General features: G+C 57.9%; 19 protein-coding genes. 5 read left to right on the forward strand and 14 right to left on the reverse strand.

What is annotated here, in order from left to right; translation table 11 throughout:
- Positions 1–5: 5 nt before the first annotated feature.
- Positions 6–731, forward strand: a complete 726-nt coding sequence (locus tag ACTNA2_RS02550; RefSeq protein WP_441048525.1) for a uracil-DNA glycosylase — start codon at positions 6–8, stop codon at positions 729–731.
- Between the two features lie 50 nt (positions 732–781).
- Here the strand turns inward: ACTNA2_RS02550 and ACTNA2_RS02555 are convergent, their stop codons facing one another.
- The 14 genes from ACTNA2_RS02555 to ACTNA2_RS02620 all read right to left on the reverse strand — a co-directional run bounded on the left by ACTNA2_RS02555 (position 782) and on the right by ACTNA2_RS02620 (position 12,020).
- Positions 782–1,462, reverse strand: coding sequence for an SDR family NAD(P)-dependent oxidoreductase (locus ACTNA2_RS02555; RefSeq protein ID WP_441048526.1), 681 nt, complete (start codon positions 1,460–1,462; stop codon positions 782–784).
- Between the two features lie 9 nt (positions 1,463–1,471).
- On the reverse strand, positions 1,472–2,194 hold the full coding sequence (locus tag ACTNA2_RS02560) for a VUT family protein (RefSeq protein ID WP_229770709.1): 723 nt from the start codon (positions 2,192–2,194) through the stop codon (positions 1,472–1,474).
- A gap of 156 nt (positions 2,195–2,350) precedes the next feature.
- Entirely contained in the window at positions 2,351–3,964 is a 1,614-nt protein-coding gene (locus ACTNA2_RS02565; protein WP_427719358.1) for a peptide chain release factor 3, read from the reverse strand.
- A gap of 115 nt (positions 3,965–4,079) precedes the next feature.
- Positions 4,080–5,198, reverse strand: a complete 1,119-nt coding sequence (locus ACTNA2_RS02570) for a tyrosine-type recombinase/integrase (protein WP_441048527.1) — start codon at positions 5,196–5,198, stop codon at positions 4,080–4,082.
- A 200-nt stretch (positions 5,199–5,398) separates the two neighbouring features.
- Positions 5,399–5,758, reverse strand: a complete 360-nt coding sequence (locus ACTNA2_RS02575; protein ID WP_441048528.1) for a hypothetical protein — start codon at positions 5,756–5,758, stop codon at positions 5,399–5,401.
- Between the two features lie 222 nt (positions 5,759–5,980).
- Complete coding sequence (locus tag ACTNA2_RS02580) at positions 5,981–6,196, reverse strand: DUF3173 domain-containing protein (protein WP_441048529.1); 216 nt, start codon at positions 6,194–6,196, stop codon at positions 5,981–5,983.
- A 3-nt stretch (positions 6,197–6,199) separates the two neighbouring features.
- The gene (locus ACTNA2_RS02585) at positions 6,200–6,976 is read right to left on the reverse strand and encodes a rolling circle replication-associated protein (RefSeq protein ID WP_441048530.1); all 777 of its coding nucleotides are present in this window, start codon (positions 6,974–6,976) and stop codon (positions 6,200–6,202) included.
- Between the two features lie 226 nt (positions 6,977–7,202).
- Positions 7,203–8,678, reverse strand: a complete 1,476-nt coding sequence (locus tag ACTNA2_RS02590; RefSeq protein ID WP_441048531.1) for an FtsK/SpoIIIE domain-containing protein — start codon at positions 8,676–8,678, stop codon at positions 7,203–7,205.
- Positions 8,668–9,189: a hypothetical protein gene (locus ACTNA2_RS02595; protein WP_441048532.1), complete on the reverse strand. Its 522-nt coding sequence runs from the start codon at positions 9,187–9,189 to the stop codon at positions 8,668–8,670. Before ACTNA2_RS02595 ends, ACTNA2_RS02590 begins: the two co-directional genes overlap by 11 nt.
- Before the next feature lie 10 nt (positions 9,190–9,199).
- Positions 9,200–9,394, reverse strand: coding sequence for a hypothetical protein (locus ACTNA2_RS02600; RefSeq protein WP_441048533.1), 195 nt, complete (start codon positions 9,392–9,394; stop codon positions 9,200–9,202).
- A 118-nt stretch (positions 9,395–9,512) separates the two neighbouring features.
- Positions 9,513–9,851, reverse strand: a complete 339-nt coding sequence (locus ACTNA2_RS02605) for a hypothetical protein (protein WP_441048534.1) — start codon at positions 9,849–9,851, stop codon at positions 9,513–9,515.
- A gap of 15 nt (positions 9,852–9,866) precedes the next feature.
- Positions 9,867–10,430 (reverse strand): hypothetical protein, encoded by a 564-nt coding sequence (locus ACTNA2_RS02610; protein ID WP_441048535.1) that lies wholly within the window; start codon positions 10,428–10,430, stop codon positions 9,867–9,869.
- A gap of 94 nt (positions 10,431–10,524) precedes the next feature.
- Positions 10,525–11,379, reverse strand: coding sequence for a hypothetical protein (locus ACTNA2_RS02615; RefSeq protein WP_441048536.1), 855 nt, complete (start codon positions 11,377–11,379; stop codon positions 10,525–10,527).
- Positions 11,379–12,020, reverse strand: coding sequence for a hypothetical protein (locus ACTNA2_RS02620; protein ID WP_441048537.1), 642 nt, complete (start codon positions 12,018–12,020; stop codon positions 11,379–11,381). Before ACTNA2_RS02620 ends, ACTNA2_RS02615 begins: the two co-directional genes overlap by 1 nt.
- Positions 12,021–12,873: 853 nt before the next feature.
- On the opposite strand from ACTNA2_RS02620, the gene ACTNA2_RS02625 reads away from it, so the two are divergent.
- The 4 genes from ACTNA2_RS02625 (at position 12,874) to ACTNA2_RS02640 (ending at position 16,180) form a co-directional block, all read left to right on the forward strand.
- Positions 12,874–13,254 (forward strand): GntR family transcriptional regulator, encoded by a 381-nt coding sequence (locus ACTNA2_RS02625; protein ID WP_370450620.1) that lies wholly within the window; start codon positions 12,874–12,876, stop codon positions 13,252–13,254.
- A gap of 23 nt (positions 13,255–13,277) precedes the next feature.
- Positions 13,278–14,159, forward strand: coding sequence for an ABC transporter ATP-binding protein (locus tag ACTNA2_RS02630; RefSeq protein WP_441048538.1), 882 nt, complete (start codon positions 13,278–13,280; stop codon positions 14,157–14,159).
- Complete coding sequence (locus tag ACTNA2_RS02635) at positions 14,156–14,854, forward strand: ABC-2 transporter permease (protein ID WP_441048539.1); 699 nt, start codon at positions 14,156–14,158, stop codon at positions 14,852–14,854. Before ACTNA2_RS02630 ends, ACTNA2_RS02635 begins: the two co-directional genes overlap by 4 nt.
- Before the next feature lie 450 nt (positions 14,855–15,304).
- Positions 15,305–16,180 carry an EamA family transporter gene (locus ACTNA2_RS02640; protein WP_441048540.1) on the forward strand — a complete coding sequence of 292 codons (876 nt, stop codon included), beginning with the start codon at positions 15,305–15,307 and terminating at the stop codon, positions 16,178–16,180.
- Positions 16,181–16,353: the final 173 nt, after the last annotated feature.

A 16,353-nucleotide genomic window follows, 5' to 3' on the forward strand; every position in this document is an offset into this window, starting at 1 on the left:
GCTCCATGGACACCGCAACTCGTGACCGCAACATAGCAACTTGGTTGGGCGATGCGCCGCAGCCGGTACGTGACACTACGAACCAGCTGCTCGAGCGCATCGCCCTTTTGCGTGCCGAGCAGACCATCTACCCGGCACAAGACGACATCCTCAATGCCCTCGCCTACACGCCGGCCGACCAGGTCAAAGTTGTCATCTTGGGCCAAGATCCCTATCACGGGCCCAACCAGGCCATGGGGTTATCGTTCTCGGTCCCCGCGATGCAAACCAAGTTGCCGCCAAGCCTGCGCAACATCTATAAGGAACTCAAAGCCGATCTGAGTTGTCCCATTCCCGCCACGGGAGATCTGACGCCATGGGCACAACAGGGCGTCCTGCTCCTCAACACTACGCTTACCGTGCGCGAGCATGCCGCGAACTCACACGCCAAGCTGGGCTGGAGTACGCTCACCGACTACGTTATCGAACGCTGCTGCCAGCTACCCCAACCGGTAGTCTTTTTGGCATGGGGCCGCTTTGCCCAGCAGATGGTTGAGGGCAAGCTCGCCGCAATCGACGCGGGCAAAACAACCGGCAAGTTCTGCCTTGCCTCCACGCACCCCTCGCCGCTTTCGGCCAACCGTGCCACGGCAGAACTCCCCGCTTTTATGGGGTCGCGACCCTTCTCGGCAGCCAATCGGCTACTCGAACAGCACGGCTCGACCCCCGTCAACTGGACTTGTCTCGGCTAAAAATCGATACATCAAAAACGCGCCCGACGGCTTTCCATCGGGCGCGTTTCCTATTCGGGCCAAATAAATTGTGTGCGGCCGGCCTCGCCACCATCAATGAGCAAGCTCTGCCCGGTCATAAACCGGTTGGTCACGCCCACAAAGTAGATCCACTCGGCGATCTCTTGGGCGGTTGCCCAGCGTTTAAGCGGCGTAAGCTCCATAATCTGGTTCCACAGGTGTTCGTCTTCCATCACGCAACGGTTGAGCGGCGTGATAACGCCACCCGGGTCCACACTGTTGGCGATGGCCTGCGGTGCCAGGCGGTTTGCAAGGTTCTTGGTGTAGGCGATAACGCCGCCCTTGCTGGCAGCATAGGCGGGAAACTCCGATCCCGTATGCCCGCTCGCCGACCCCACATTGACCACGGATTTGATAGCCGACGCCGGCTTGGCAGCAAGCCCCTCCCCCACAAAGGCGTAGCGCTCGGTCACGTTGATGGTGCCACACAGGTTGGCGGCGATATCGTCGACCGAATCCTGCGTACCCGCAACGTTCACGATCACTTGGGGTTCAAGGTCGCCTGGAAACGAGCCCGGCTCGCGGACATCAACAATCAGATGGCGGTAGCGCTCGTGTTCGATCACCGCCGGCAGCAGATCAAAGCCCACGACCTCGTGGCCCTCGTCCAAAAAGCGCCGCACGCACGCGGCTCCGATACCGCCCGAAGCGCCCGTAATCAAAACCCGCATACTTGCTCCTTAGGCGGTTGCGTGGCGCTTGAGGTACTCGGCGCCCACATTCTCACGCTCCCAGCCGCGCACGACCTTGTAGCCCACGGGGCTCAGGAAGACCTCGCACAGCAGCTCGGCGACAGCGCCGGTCAGCGAGCACATAAGGACCTGCACCCAGGTCCAACCAAAGAACGTGTGGCTCACCACAATGGCAAAGACCAGGTTGTCGATAAACTGGCCAACACCCGTGGACACATAGGAGCGGAAGGCGAAGCTCGCAAAGTTATTCTTTTTGAGCATACGGCCGAGCGACTGGTTGAGCGTGGAGTTAACCACGGCAGAAACGAACATTGCCAGCGAAGAGCCCAGCACCACGTACCAGGTGCCGCCGATGGTGGCGTTAAGGGCGGTGTTGACCTCGATCATGCCCGTGTCGTAGTAGGCGCCCCACATACCGGGTGTGAGCGAGCACGCCCAAAAGCACAGGCTCACGGCAAGGTTGACCGCCAGTGCGAGGATAGAGATTTTGATGGATGCCTTGGCGCCAAAGCGCTTGCAGATCATGTCCTGGCACAAAAACGAGACCCAGCTCACCACAAAACCGCAATCGAGTGCCAGATACGGCAGGCTGATGAGCTCTTTGTTGGCCAGCAGGTTCATCATGATAACGCTCACGAAAAACAGCGAAACCGTTGCCGCGGGAATGCTCCGCAACAGGACCTTGTAGTCCTCCATGACCTTCTTGATCATTATGTACTCCTTTGGTTTTAGGTTTAACGAGCAGGATATCGGACCCGAACTGCTCGGACGCCCCGGTCTTGAGGCGACGGTGGGCATGATAGCCGCTCATGCGGCATCAGGCAAGCAGGCAGCGCGGCAGCCCCGCAGGGCCACCGCGCCGATGCGTTAAAAGACTACGTTGCCAAACTCCGACAGGATAAGGTCGGGGTTGTGGTCGGTTGCCCAATCCACGTTCCACGGGCTCGTAAACAGCAACAGCTTGCCACCGCGCATGTCCTCGACGCGCAGCGTGTCGCGCGTGAGCGAAAGGCCTGGGATATCGATGGTGTCGGGGTCGTTCTGGATCCAGCGAATGTCCGTATAGGGCAACGGCTGGCGACGAACCTCAACACGATATTCGGCCTTGAGGCGGCGCTCGAGTACCTCAAACTGTAGCACGCCGACCACGCCCACGATGACGCTCTCCATGCCGGCACCCAGCTCGCGGAAGATCTGGATGGCGCCCTCCTGGGCAAGCTCCTCCATGCCCTTGACGAACTGCTTGCGCTTGAGCGTGTCGACCTGCGTAATGCGAGCGAACATCTCGGGGGCAAACGTCGGAATCTGTGGATACTGCACATGGCGCTTGCCGGAGCACACGGTGTCGCCGACGCTAAAGATACCCGGGTCGAACAGGCCCACGATATCGCCCGCGTACGCCTCGTCCACGATGGCGCGGTCGTCGGCCATCATCGACGTGCCCGTGGCAAGCTTGAGCTTGCGGTTGCCCTGCACGTGGAAGGCATCCATGCCGCGCTCGAACTTACCCGAGCAAATGCGCACAAAGGCGATGCGGTCGCGGTGGTTCTTGTCCATGTTGGCCTGGATCTTAAACACAAAGCCGCTAAAGTCGTCGCGGCAGGGATCGACCGGTTCACTGGTAAGCGTATCGGTATAGGCACGCGGTGTCGGGGCCAGACGCAGGAACTCCTTAAGGAAGGGTTCCACGCCAAAGTTGGTAAGCGCCGAGCCAAAGAACGCCGGGCTCAGCTTGCCGCAGGCCACGGCATCCAAGTCGAGCTCGTCGCCGGCACCATCGAGCAACTCGATGTCGTCCATCAGGTTCTTATGGTTCTCCTCGCCGATGAGCTCATCCATGGAAGAATCGCCCAGCTCGGCCTCGACCTCGGCGACCTTCTTGGTGGCGTTGGCGTGACCGTCGCCCTCAAAGGCAATGACGCGACGGGTCTGACGATCGAACACGCCGCGGAAATTGCGGCCGCTGCCGATCGGCCAGTTCATGGGATACGTATTGATGCCCAGGACATTCTCGATCTCTTCCATGAGCTCAAACGGATCGCGAGCCTCGTGGTCGAGCTTGTTCACAAAGGTGAAGATGGGAATGTGGCGCAGCGTACAGACCTTAAAGAGCTTCTTGGTCTGGGCCTCGACGCCCTTGGCGCCGTCGATGACCATGACTGCGGCGTCAGCGGCCATAAGGGTACGGTAGGTATCCTCCGAAAAGTCCTGGTGACCGGGGGTATCGAGGATGTTGACGCAGGCGCCGTTGTAAGTGAACTGCAGCACCGAGGAGGTGACGGAAATGCCGCGCTCCTTCTCGATGTCCATCCAGTCCGAGACGGCATGCTTGGCCGAGCTCTTGCCCTTGACCGAGCCGGCGGTCTGGATGCTGCCGGTATAGAGCAGCAGCTTCTCGGTAAGCGTGGTCTTACCGGCATCCGGGTGGCTGATGATCGCGAATGTGCGGCGCGACGAAATTTCATCCGACAGGCTTGCCATGCGGATCCTTTCTTGCATTGAGTGCATTACGTCGTTGTAACCGCACTATTATGAAGCCTAATCGGGTAGCCCGCAACCTGCGGGTTTAACCGCCTTTCGGCTCGTTTCAGCTTGTTCAATTCGGGTCGGAAACCTTGGAAGGGTTGCAAAAAGGTTGCCCGTGCTCGACAGCCGAGCCGCACTCGCAGGTAGCATCAAGGGCATCAGCAACATCCCTGTTCGCGGTCGCGTACAGGTGCCCATAGGTTCCCAAAGTAGTCTCAACCTTTTCATGACCCAGTCTATCGCGAATAGCCAAGGCGTTGACACCTAGACTAATCAGGTACGCCGCGTGCGAGTGGCGCAGCGCGTGGACGCGGATACGGTGAACGCCAGCGGCGCAGGCGTGGCGCTCGATAATATGCTTGACAGTATGCTTGTTCAGCGGGTTGCCGCACCAGCTCAAAACAAACTCGCTCGATATGTTCGCCGCCTGCACATCGTGCCAGCGCTCCAACCACCCGACCGTGACGGAGTCGAGCGCGATAACGCGCTTGCCAGCTTTCGTTTTTGGCGGGGTTAGTTTCCACTCATGCGCATTACGGTAGCTCATGGAATACCCAACGGACAGCGTGCGCGCGCCGAAGTCGACAGCAGACCATTTGAGGGCTTGGGCTTCACCGACCCTCAGACCCGTCATATAGAGCAGATACACGCACATGAAGCCGAAAAGCCCGTAATAGTCGGAAGTATCGAAGGTCGCCATAACGCGGTCGAACTCGTCTTTCGTCCAGAAATCGACTTCCCTGCGGGGCTTCGGGATGTTGCCCACGGTTCGGGCGGGGTTGCGCTGCAACAGTCCGAGCTTCACGGCGAGGTCGAGAACCATAGCGAAATGGCAGAAAACCAGACGCGCGTAGGCGGGAGAGTACCCCGACACAAGCTCGTTCTGCCACCGCTTGAGCGCGGGCGCGTCAATGTCGCGCAGCCGACACCGATCCCACCGCGCGAAATGCTTTCCCGCCATACACATGCGCTCCCGAAACGTGCTTTCGCGAACCCTCGCCCTGAACTCGGGGACGAAATAGGTACGGTTGAACTCGCCGAAACTCATTGTCGAGTTGCCGCGAACGGCGGTCTTGGAGAAGTCAGCCATATACGCATCGTAGGCGGCTTTCGCGTCCTTCTGGGTCTTGTAGCCGCGCCCCCAGTGGCGCACGCGCTTACCCTCGGCATCGGTACCGAGGTTTGCCACGAAATACCACGAGCCGTTGCGTTTGTCGCGGTATACGTTACTTACCTTGGGCATGGCGCACCCCCACGGAGTCAACGCCGATAATATCGGTCTTATCGACCATCGGGCAGCTAAACATAAGCTACCAATCCTTCCCTATCTGTTGCTAAAAGCAAAAGCCCCCGACCCTTATTCGCAGGTCAGGGGCTAGGAGCTACGTGCTACTCGTCATCGTCCTCGTCATCGTCCTCGATAGCGAGGAACTCGAAAGTAAGTTCTTCGGGACTACGGCCTTTGTACAGGTCGGGCTCGAGGTACAGCGAAGTCCATGTGTAGCCTGCCGTAGCGCCGAAGCCGAGCAGATTAGTCTCAAGCTCATCTTCGCCAAGCTTGACGCTCAGGAACTCTAACCGCAGGAGGTCGGCATGGGCAACGGCTACAAGAACCCCGCCATACTGGTAACAATCTACCTCGATGCCGCTGCTCTTGAGCTGGCCTTGCTGGAAGGGTTTGACCCCCTCAGGCACAGGCCAATGACGAGGGGTTAAGTGACCAGACCAAGGCGTTTCTGTTGCAGACATTTCGTTTCCTTCCATGATGATGCTTCTAGTGGTTTACGGTCACCAGAAGATTGCCTTGATTAGTAGCTACTAATCTCTACAACCAAAATAATAACGGTTGGTTAGCAGCTGTCAATCAAGTTTCTTAAAATATTTCTAGTCGAGCCGCGTTTACAATGGCGGGTCGCTCGGGCTGGGAGGACTGCCCAGCCGAAGACGAGGACGTAGAGAAAGCGGCATCACCTACTCACCTTGGGCATCGTTCGCCCCCACAGGGTCAACGCCGATTATCTCGGCAACAGCGGACGCGGGGACGCGCCCGACCTTGCGGGAGCCGTAGAACCCGAAGCCGCGCGACACCATGAGCCGCTTGGCGGCTCGGATTATGTCGGCAGATTTGGAGGGCGTGAAGCCCAACGCGATTAAATCGGTCTTATCGACCATCGGACAGCCAGTCATAAGCTACCAGTCCTTCCCTATCTTCGTGTACCGAACCTTTCGCGGGGCGTATCCACCGCCCTCACCGTAAAGGCCAGGTATCAATTGGTCGTATTCCTTCGTGAAAGCCACCGTATAGCCCTCGAACGAAAGAGGTTCGAGCGTGGTGAAACGCTCTTCCACGGGCTGAATAAGGTTCTGTGAGCGAAAGAACTTCTTCAGCTTGTAGGAACCCTCGTCAACGTCCTTGCTGAAATACTTGGAGATATAGCGACCAACGTTGTAGCGTTGGTCAACGTCAACGCGATTAATCTTGACGAAGCCGTGACCCCACACCTCGCGCAGCTCGGAGAGCCTGATATACGGCATACCGAACAGGACAACGTGGTAATGGATAGCCCCGCGCTTCTGGGCTTCCCAAACAGCCAGATAGCGCACTTTCGTCTTATCCGTTCCATACACTCGGCGGTTAAGGCGCTTGATAAACTTGCGAAACTCACGGTTGCAATATTTAATATCGGTTACGTTATCGGCGAACGTGAGCGTTAGAAACTTGGTCGAATCATCGAAATTGCAGTCGATAAGGCGGGCGATTTCCCAACGAACGCCCCTGTAGTGCCTTTGCCGCCGTTTCGCGGCATCGTAGTAGGCGGCTGCATCGGGCTTTCGCCCACGTTCGCTTTCATCTTCTGAATCATCATCGCGGCGGGCTTCTGGGTTCATGCGCCCAGCGGGAGCCGAATACTCCCAAACCTCAATCGTTGTGGGCGTCTCGATGGTCTTGACCCATTCGAGCGCCAACTGGTATATACCACCTTCCGCACATCCGCGAAAAAACTGGTTCCAACCAGCGGGAACCGCCCAAAACGGGCGAACTTCCGCGGACAGATGTTGACATATATATCAAGTAAAGTAAGCCGCCGTGCGCCCGCTCGGGGCGGGGGGTCGCTCCGCTCGGCTGGGCGCTCCGCGCCCGCCGCCCCCTTTTCCGCCCCGAGCGTTCGTCCAGCGGCAGGGGCTTTACTTCCTAATCCGTCGCACTTTCGGCGCTTTCTTCCTTCTCGGCGTTGTCCGCAGATACCCCGTTACGGCGCTGAGCGGCGATATAAAGCCGTTTAAGCTCTTTAGGGTAGTCGACCTTCGAGTAGTCCGCGAACGGGGCTTTAAAAGGTCTTGGAGCGTCCCAGCCGTCAAGCATGATATAGCCCGTGCCGCGTTCCTCGATGGGCAGGAAGTCGAAAGAGCCGCCGAAGGTCATACGGTAGCCCTCGTCCGAGAGCGAACCCAGGGACACGCGAGCGCCCAAGTTGTCGCGTATGTCGGTCGATATGGTATCGGCGCGGGGCTGCTGCATGGCGAGGATAACGAACACGTTGGCGGCGCGGGCTTTCAGCACCAGCTGGGTCAGGTTGTCCCAGACCTCGGTAAAGGTCTTTTTGTCAGCCGCAGCCTTGAACGCCGCCACCTCATCGAATATCAGGAACACGGGGTTAAGCCCGTAGGTAAAGGCGTTGGCACCGAAACGGAAACGCTCGGGGTCCTGCATATACTCGTAGCGCCTATCCATTTCCTCACGGCACAGGCGAACGACCTTGGCAATCTGGGCGGGCGAGACACCCACGCGGTCGTAGCCTATGACATGCGAGAGCGAAGCCAGCTCGGCGTTCTTGGGGTCGCAGATATAGACCTCACCCGCGAAGCCGTTGGGGTTGCCCAGCCGCATGAACTCGGCTATGAGGTAGTAGAGGAAGGTAGACTTGCCGCCGCCAGTGCCGCCAGCAATGAGCATATGGGGCAGGTGGGCGAAGTTCCACGACAGCTCGCCAGTGAGCGGGACGAAATCGAGCGCCCCCGTAGGCTCGGCGGCGAGCAGGCGGGGAACAGCCTGCAAGCGCACATCATCGCGCAGACGGAAAACGTAATCGGTAGCGCCAACGCCAGCCGACTTGGAATCGAGCGGGCGACCTATCACGGAGCAAAGCCCCATGTCCTCAAGTTTGGAGAGCTTGGAGGTATAGCCGTTGCCATCGTCAAAGGCTCGGACGGTCAGCATATTGCCGCTCACGAGGACGCGGAGACGGAGCGAGGAATCTATACGCTCGCGCTTGGTGCCGTTCGACAACGTGTCCTCATGCGAGACGTAGAGCTTATTCGCATAGAGGAACCGTTCGAGGTTGCGGACGGTCGAGCCGCATGGCACGAAGCGGGAGCCGAACAGCGCGACATACAGAACGAGCCAGAGCGAGAGCGCCAGAAGCGCCACGGCGGGGAGCAGCAGCGGCAGTGTGAAACGCGAGCGCTCGCAGAGCATGAGCAGGTTGAAGCCGAACACGAAGGACAGCCCAGCCGAGAAGAGAACGAAAACAGCCTTGAACGAACCCGAGGGCGCGGGCGAGGTCAGGGACACGTCAACGCCCTTACGAAGCAACTCGGTATCGCGGGCATCGAAACGCTTTCGGAAATGATCGAAAGCGGGCAGGGAACGGAGGGCATCAGAGAGCATGGGAGAGAACCCCCTTACGAGAGAAAACGGAACGGGAGCCGTCAGAGTTCACGGCGGTCACGGAGACGGAGAGCGGCGAGCCGTCACGCAGGGACGGCACCACCTCGAAGCAAGTCCAGAGGGCGGCGGTAGAGCCGTCATAGCCGACCTCGGCACCGTGACCCGCAAACGACCCCAGAACGGAACGGGAGCCGAGCGAAGCCGAGTTGACGGTGAGCGTGGCGGCATCGGGCGAGGTCAGGACGGCAAAGAGCAGGGCGGGAGCGACACCATCGGACGGCACCAGACGCAGGGAGAGCGCCGAGCCGTCTGGGAGGTCGAACCTATCGAACTCCTTGGCGTTGAGCGGGACGGCGGCGCTACCCCGAAGGTACGGGGTGCAGCACTCGAAAGGCGGCAGGGCTGGGGGGACGGCGGCGGCGATACGGGCAGTCTCGAAAACGAGCCAGCCTAGGACGAGGGCGTACAGCGCCGCCACCGAGACGAAGAACACGCGGAGGGGTCTGGGCATGGCGCACCCCCTAGTATCCGAACGGGCTGGGGTTGCCCGAAGCAGCCGAGAGCGCCCAAATGACAGCGGCGAGCAGGAGAACGAGGACGAAAGCGCCGAGGTCGCGGGCTATGGCGGGGTGACGGTCGCGGAAGTCCTGCCACGAATCAGCGCTAAAACGGGCTTTGGCGATTATTCCTTTAACGAGTTCGATAAAATAAGCCATAGTAACGGCTCCTTAATCGTAAACGGTTCGGTTGTCAGAAAAAGAGCCGCCCCGCGTCTCGGGATTGGCGTTTTGGGACGCAGGGCGGTAGCTGGAATCGGCAGCGGTCAGGGGGTCGTTACTCCTTGCCGCGCGGCTGGTTCGCCAGTCGGCAGGCATCAGCGGACGCGGTGACGGCGATACGACCGTTACGACCGACATAGGGGCGGGCGTTGAGGTTGGTAAAGACCACCTCGGTACCCGTGGGAATCTCGTCATTATCGGGGTCGAACAGGAGCGCGGGAGCGCCCTCGACCAGCACGTTCAAATGCTCATAGCCGTTTTGGAGGTCAACCACATCGAAGCGGGTTCCGCTGATGGTATCGGTGCGCTGGTTCGTGGCGCGGTCGTATTCGTAGGCGATGGAATTGCCAGCGAGGAAGAAATGGTGACCGTTAAGGTCGAGCTTGTAAGCCATGATGAATAGCCCTTTCTAGGCGATAGCGAAGTTATAGGTGACGTTGCCAGTGACGGAATCGGAGTACCAAACGTCCTGCTCGGTGCTGAGGGTATCCTCGGAATCGGAGCCATTGATATGCAGCACGCCCTCGCTATCGTTCGTGCCGTTGCTAATGTCCTTGGCAGTGAACTCGGTCTTGCCCTGCGTGACGCTCAGCATATAGGGCGCTTGGTGACGGTCGGTCTGGGCACGAGCCGTAACCTTCTTACCGCTACCGATGATTCCAGCGACATTGACGCGATACTTTGCACTGATGGAGTTGGAACCAGCGCCGATACCCGAAACGCTGATGCTGGTAGGTACAGTGACAACGTACTTGCCCATGTCGTGGGAGGTGCCGCCCTTATCTGTCCACGAGCCGTCAGCGGTAAGGGTGACGGGAACGGTGGCTTCGGCGGTACCCTGCTCGGAGCTTTCGATAGCATTATCAGCGCCGAGGGTGACGGCGGGTGCGGCGAACGCAGACAGCGGGGAGCCGATAGCAGCCGCGAGCGCAAGGGCGGGCATGAGCTTTACGGCGGTCTTGGGGTTTAACATGACAGTCTCCTTTCGGGAGGGGTTTCGTTCCCGCGCCTATCGCGAGAACCTTTCTATGACACGCTTTCGGAAAAATGATCGAAAGCGGTATCACCTACACAACGGTCAGGTTGAAATCAAACGAGGTCGAGCCAGCGGGCGTTTTCCCGTCACGCTCCAACACGGAGTTCCAGACGGTTCGGGCACTGTAGGTGCCTGCTGGGACGGACTGTGTGAGCTTGATACGATTAACCTCACACCCAGGGCGAATAAACGCACCGTACCCCGTTTTATCAGGGGCGTTATAAACACATTCGTTGTCGGAAAACTGGTTATTCCCGTCTATATCCACCCAGATACTTGGACTACTCAAAATGGGGTTCCCGCCCGTTTTGCCCTTGGCGTACTTGCAGGTCGAAGGAAGCGAAAGACGAAAATCTTGAGTCAGGGTATCGGCTTTCCAGACGCTATCGACCGTGGCATCATACGCGGCGTAATCGACCGAGACAACGGGCTTGGACGTAGCGCCAGCCGTTCCCGTCATGCCCGATAGGAAGTCGGGCGAGCTAGACGGCGAGCATAGCGAGAGGGACAGACACAGGAGAAGGGCGGCAAGGAGCAAGGGCAGCAGGAGCAACCATCGGCGAAGGTGAAGCACTCGCACTGGTGAGCCAAGCAGTTCTCCCGGTTCATCTACAAAGGCAAGCCTAACGCACCCGCCCTCACGAACGAACACGCCCCTACGTTTCTTAGGCTTATGAAGGAAGTGAACAGTTCGCCCGACCAAGACGGGCGGTAAACCGCGGAACGTTCCTTCCGAGCGGCGAAAAGAGAGGGCGAACATCTCCCAGCCAGCTTCTATATCTTCATCGAATTCGGCTGGAAATGGTTCGTCACCCGACAAACGCTCACGCCCCGTGTCAGCGAAACCCCATTGGCGCGCAACCGTTATGTTTACATCAGGTTGCATTAAAACCACTCGCTATCCTCGGCATTGGTGCCGTTAGGATACAGGTCATCAAAGATGGACGGGTCAAAACCACCCTCATTATCGAGCGCCATACGGTTAACGATACGGTCTGTCTCGGAGGGTACGCAGCACACACTACCAGAAAGAAGTTCGGAAGGGTTGAACGCTGCGGGTGCATCGGCGGGCAGCTTGTCCCCACCAGCAATCTTGCGCGGCAAAATACCGAGTTCGTCAGCGATTACGGCGCGAAGGGTCAGCGCCAAAACAAGGTTGCGGTAAGGGGCGCGGCATCGGAGTTGCTTAAAATCGTCCCCGACAACTACGCAGAGAGCGCCGAGCGCTTCATCGGCATTACGGGGCAGGGTCACAGAGGTGTAGAAACGCGACCCACACCTCAAACCGTTAGGTATCCCTAGGGCTTCGGTCGAGAGCTTAGAAAGAGCCACCCAGTCGATAGTGTGGGCAATCGGGGTGACGTACCCTAGCGCATATTTCACGGCATCGGCAACGCTCGGGGCGGCGGTACTGTTATCGTCAATTGAAATGGAGAAAACCCTGAGTGCAGTATAAGACACCTCACGCCGGAATGAATATCGGCGTGTAACATTGTCGGGCTTGCTCTTGATACGTAAGGCGGGCATAGAAACCATTCCTTTCATCATGATACTTCTAGTGGTATACGGTCACCAGAAGAGCGCCTTGATTAGTAGCTACTAATCTCTACAACCAAGATAATAACAGTCGGTTAGTAGCTGTCAATCAAGTTTCTTAAAATATTTCTAGTCGAGCCGCGTTTACAACACCGCCCCTTCCAACACCCCTACGTTGTTCTGGTGGACTACGGGGCATTGAAAGCGGCGGCATTGAAAACGCTGGGTTATCCGCACGATAGCGGTAGATAGGTTGCCCCGAGGTTGCCAAAAGAAAAGCCCCCAACCCGTTTTCGCAGGTCAGGGGCTTGAACTCGTCAAGTATCGACTATTACCGCACTATTGTAGCCGCGAAATTCCGCTCTAGGGCGCCTATCAGGACAAATTCATCAGTTGGGGCCTGTGTAGCAGTCGATGACGGCACTCCGCAGCAGTTTGTCTCGATCTGTAACATCTAGACGGTTTTTGAACCTCTACCTGTTACAGATTTAGACAAACAGGTGGGCGTCCCAGAAAGATCTCGATCTGTAACATCTAGCAGCCAAAAACTTCTCCAGTTGTTACAGATTGAGACAACCAGGTGGGCGTCCCAGAAAGATCTCGATCTGTAACATCTAGCAGCCAAAAACTTCTCCAGTTGTTACAGATTGAGACAACCAGGTGGGCCCACCAGCAAAATCTCAATCTGTAACAGGTAGCCGTCCAAATCGGTTCCAGATGTTACAGATTGAGATGAATGAACGAGCGGACAATCCCTATTTACCTCTTGCATAACTGTGCATAGTGTATATATACTGTGCTTACCGGTTATATACACGTGTAGCCCAACAGCTAAGGAGCCGCTGTGGACATCATCCTATCCAATTCGAGCGACAAGCCCATCTACGAGCAGATAACCTCGCAAGTCAAAGCTCAGATCTTATCGGGCACGCTCGCTGCGGGAGCCAAACTCCCCAGCATCCGTGCACTCGCGAGCGACCTGGGTGTGAGCGTCATCACCACCAAGCGCGCCTACGCCGACCTAGAGCAACTCGGGTTTATCTGCACCGTGCAGGGCAAGGGCTGTTTTGTCGCCGAGGGCAATCAGGAGCTCTTGCGCGAAAACCAGCTATGCCATATCGAAGACCTGCTTGCGAAAGCGGCGAGCCAAGCCGAAGCCTTGGGCGTCACGCGCGACAAACTGCACGAAATGCTCGACCTGGTAGCCCCCGAAACCATGCAGTAGCCATCTGCAAGAAAGGCTATACCATGCAAAACTTGCTTGAACTCAAAGGCATCTCACGCGCTGTAAGCGACCGCTTTTCACTACGCGATGTCACGCTTGCCGTGGAGCCCGGCCAGATTGTTGGCTTTGTGGGCGCAAACGGTGCTGGCAAAACAACGACCATTCGCGCCGCGCTCGGGCTTATAAAGCTCGATGCCGGCGAGGTGCACCTGTTTGGGCAGTGCTGTGGCGCCGACGTACCCGGTGAAGTGCAGCGCTGCTTGCGCACCCGTATCGGCCTCGTGCTGGACACGTGTCCTTTCCCTTCCACACTCAAGGTGACCGAAGTTGAGGCACTCGTAAGCCCGGCGTACCCCACCTGGAGCCACGACACCTTCGCCAGCCTCATCGACCGATTTGGCTTGGATCCCAAGGCGAAGGTCAAGGACCTCTCCCGCGGCATGGGCATGAAGCTGCAGCTTGCCTGTGCGCTCAGTCACAAGGCCAAGCTGCTCGTTTTGGACGAAGCCACCGCGGGTCTTGATCCCATGGCACGCGAGGAGCTGCTTGATGAGCTGCTTGCCTTTGTCGCCGACGGCCAACGCAGCGTGCTGCTCTCGAGTCACATTACGTCCGACCTCGATCGCGCTGCCGACCGCATCATTTGCATCGATAACGGCTCGATTGTGTTTGACCTGCCGCGCGAGGACATTACCGACCGCGCCGGCATCGCCCACTGTACCCAAGCGCAGGCCGCCGAGCTTATGGCTTGCGTCGAAGGCGCCCGTGCCGCCCACCACGCTTATAGCGTGGACGTGCTCGTGCCCAACCGTCGCGAAACGCTCGAGGCCTTCCCCGAGATTCCCTGCGATCGGGCAACCATTGACGATTATCTACGCCTCACGCTGAAAGGGGCTTCGAAATGAAACGCGCCTTTATGTCCGAGCTCGCCATCGTTCGCACGCTTGTCCCGAGCATAGCGGGCGTCGGCCTGTTCATATTCGTTGTGCTGACCCTCGCCAACACGTCAGGTGGCGACTCCGGCATGAGTGCCGGCGCCTGCGCGCTCAGCGCCATGTCACCCATCATGGTCATGAGCTCGCTGGCAGGCTTCGACAATCAAAACGGATGGGAGCGTTATTGGGCAACGCTGCCCCTCTCGCGCAAAGACATCATCTGCGCACGCTACCTGAGCATCGTTGTCTTCTCGGCCGTCATGACGTGCGCCGCCACGCTTTTGAGCATCGCCTCCATCCCGCTCTTCAACAGCGCGGGCATTCCTTCGACGGGACAGACGGTCTTTGAAATCGCAATCGCCTCGGCAGCATCGATGCTTATCTCCCTCATGATGGTATTCTTGGCGCAGCCGCTGTTCTTTCGATTTGGACACATGGAGGCGCTGCGCCTATCCGTTGGCCTGTTTGCCCTGCTCGGATGCCTTGCCATGGCCACGCTAAGCTCCTCCAACCCCATCAGTAACTGGCTCATGTCGATTGCCGGGGCGAATCCCGATCCCACCGTCCTTGGCTGTCTGTGTGCAGGAACTGCAGTACTGGCGCTCGCACTATGTGTAATCAGCTGCGCTGTCAGCACCAAGGTTTATCGAGTACGCGATCTGTAATCGACGGCTAAAAAAGCTTAGGTGGTACCCCGCTTATTTTTTCAATGAAACGAGGCGGCATAGCGTCACCACCGCCCTTCACAGCAGGCCGTCTAGTTCTTGGCAACCAAAAAGACACCGTCAGCATATCGAAGGTGAATACTTTTCCGAGAAGTGAACGAGTAAAAACAGTGCCCTGTAGCATCGACATTTTTAAGGACTCAATTCCTGCGGTTTTTGTCTAAGAATCCTGCAGTTTTGTTCGAAAAAAGTGTACATGTTCCAGGGGTCCAGATTTACTCGTTCACTTCGCGGAAAACCATTCACCTTCGATTCGAGCCTTAACCAAATGCCCTCTCGAACTATGGCCCCTATCTCACCACAGCGATATCAAAGCTTCATGGCGGGACGGTATCATCGGACGAGCGCCGTAAATCTGGCGCGGTCGTTCTTTGGGGAGGCATTTCACCCGTGTCGTGGGTCGCAGCAGCATTTGTGTCGGCTTTCTTTGCCGGCGTCACATCAGTCCTGGCCAAATGCGGCATCAAGCATACCGACTCCGATGTCGCGACGGCCATTCGCACCTGCGTGGTGCTCGTTTTCGCCTGGGCAATGGCGGGCATTTCTGGATCCATTGGAACCATCGGCAGCATCGAGCCCAGATCTTGGCTCTTTCTCGTCCTCTCGGGACTCGCTACCGGCGCTTCGTGGATCTGTTACTTTAAGGCATTGGGCATCGGAGACGTCAATAAGGTCGTACCGGTCGACAAGATGAGCACCGTACTCGCTGCACTGATCGCCATCGTGCTTTTTGGCGAGACGAGCAACCTTGCGGTTAAGCTCGTGGGAACCGCTGTCATCACCCTCGGTACGTTTTTAATGATCGAGAAGAAGCAGTTTGCCGGATCCGAGCGGCAGCAAGACCGGACCTGGCTCGCTTACGCCCTCGGCGCCGCCGTGTTCGCGGCGCTCACGTCCATCCTTGCCAAGGTTGGCATCGAAGGCGTCGAGTCCAACCTGGCCACGGCAATCCGTACCTGTGTGGTACTGGTTATGGCATGGGCAATCGTGGCAGCTAAAGGCAAGATGGACCAAGCCGTGCACGTAGACCGCTACGAACTCGTATTTCTCGCGGCATCGGGCATTGCGACTGGCGCATCGTGGCTGCTGTGCTACTACGCCATCGCCACAGGCCAGGTGAGCGTCGTGGTGCAGATCGACAAACTATCGATTGTCGTATCGGTACTATTTGCGCGCCTGGCATTCAACGAAAAACTCTCACGGCGCAGCGCCATCGGTCTCGCCTTCATCGTCCTGGGCACCGCCGCGCTCGCGATTTGGAAATAGCGCCGATGCCAAGCGAGATCTAGACGCTCGCAAATCCGTGACAAACGGCATATCCCGGCACGCCCGTGACGTTTTACAATATAAACGTCACGGGCCTCGGCTCAGTCTCGATCATCCAAGGGGATGTCTTTTTGGTCATTGTTCTTTAGGGAACGGTCAATCGCATAGAACCA

This window comes from Collinsella sp. HCP28S3_E9 (genome assembly GCF_052065455.1).
GTDB lineage: Bacteria > Actinomycetota > Coriobacteriia > Coriobacteriales > Coriobacteriaceae > Collinsella.

Coding starts and splice junctions, on each gene's coding strand:
- ACTNA2_RS02550 (WP_441048525.1), top strand. CDS start 6: ATGGACACCGCAACTCGTGACCGCAACATAGCAACTTGGTTGGGCGAT.
- ACTNA2_RS02555 (WP_441048526.1), bottom strand. CDS start 1,462: ATGCGGGTTTTGATTACGGGCGCTTCGGGCGGTATCGGAGCCGCGTGC.
- ACTNA2_RS02560 (WP_229770709.1), bottom strand. CDS start 2,194: ATGATCAAGAAGGTCATGGAGGACTACAAGGTCCTGTTGCGGAGCATT.
- ACTNA2_RS02565 (WP_427719358.1), bottom strand. CDS start 3,964: ATGGCAAGCCTGTCGGATGAAATTTCGTCGCGCCGCACATTCGCGATC.
- ACTNA2_RS02575 (WP_441048528.1), bottom strand. CDS start 5,758: ATGTCTGCAACAGAAACGCCTTGGTCTGGTCACTTAACCCCTCGTCAT.
- ACTNA2_RS02580 (WP_441048529.1), bottom strand. CDS start 6,196: ATGACTGGCTGTCCGATGGTCGATAAGACCGATTTAATCGCGTTGGGC.
- ACTNA2_RS02590 (WP_441048531.1), bottom strand. CDS start 8,678: ATGCTCTCTGATGCCCTCCGTTCCCTGCCCGCTTTCGATCATTTCCGA.
- ACTNA2_RS02595 (WP_441048532.1), bottom strand. CDS start 9,189: ATGCCCAGACCCCTCCGCGTGTTCTTCGTCTCGGTGGCGGCGCTGTAC.
- ACTNA2_RS02600 (WP_441048533.1), bottom strand. CDS start 9,394: ATGGCTTATTTTATCGAACTCGTTAAAGGAATAATCGCCAAAGCCCGT.
- ACTNA2_RS02605 (WP_441048534.1), bottom strand. CDS start 9,851: ATGGCTTACAAGCTCGACCTTAACGGTCACCATTTCTTCCTCGCTGGC.
- ACTNA2_RS02610 (WP_441048535.1), bottom strand. CDS start 10,430: ATGTTAAACCCCAAGACCGCCGTAAAGCTCATGCCCGCCCTTGCGCTC.
- ACTNA2_RS02615 (WP_441048536.1), bottom strand. CDS start 11,379: ATGCAACCTGATGTAAACATAACGGTTGCGCGCCAATGGGGTTTCGCT.
- ACTNA2_RS02620 (WP_441048537.1), bottom strand. CDS start 12,020: ATGCCCGCCTTACGTATCAAGAGCAAGCCCGACAATGTTACACGCCGA.
- ACTNA2_RS02630 (WP_441048538.1), top strand. CDS start 13,278: ATGCAAAACTTGCTTGAACTCAAAGGCATCTCACGCGCTGTAAGCGAC.
- ACTNA2_RS02635 (WP_441048539.1), top strand. CDS start 14,156: ATGAAACGCGCCTTTATGTCCGAGCTCGCCATCGTTCGCACGCTTGTC.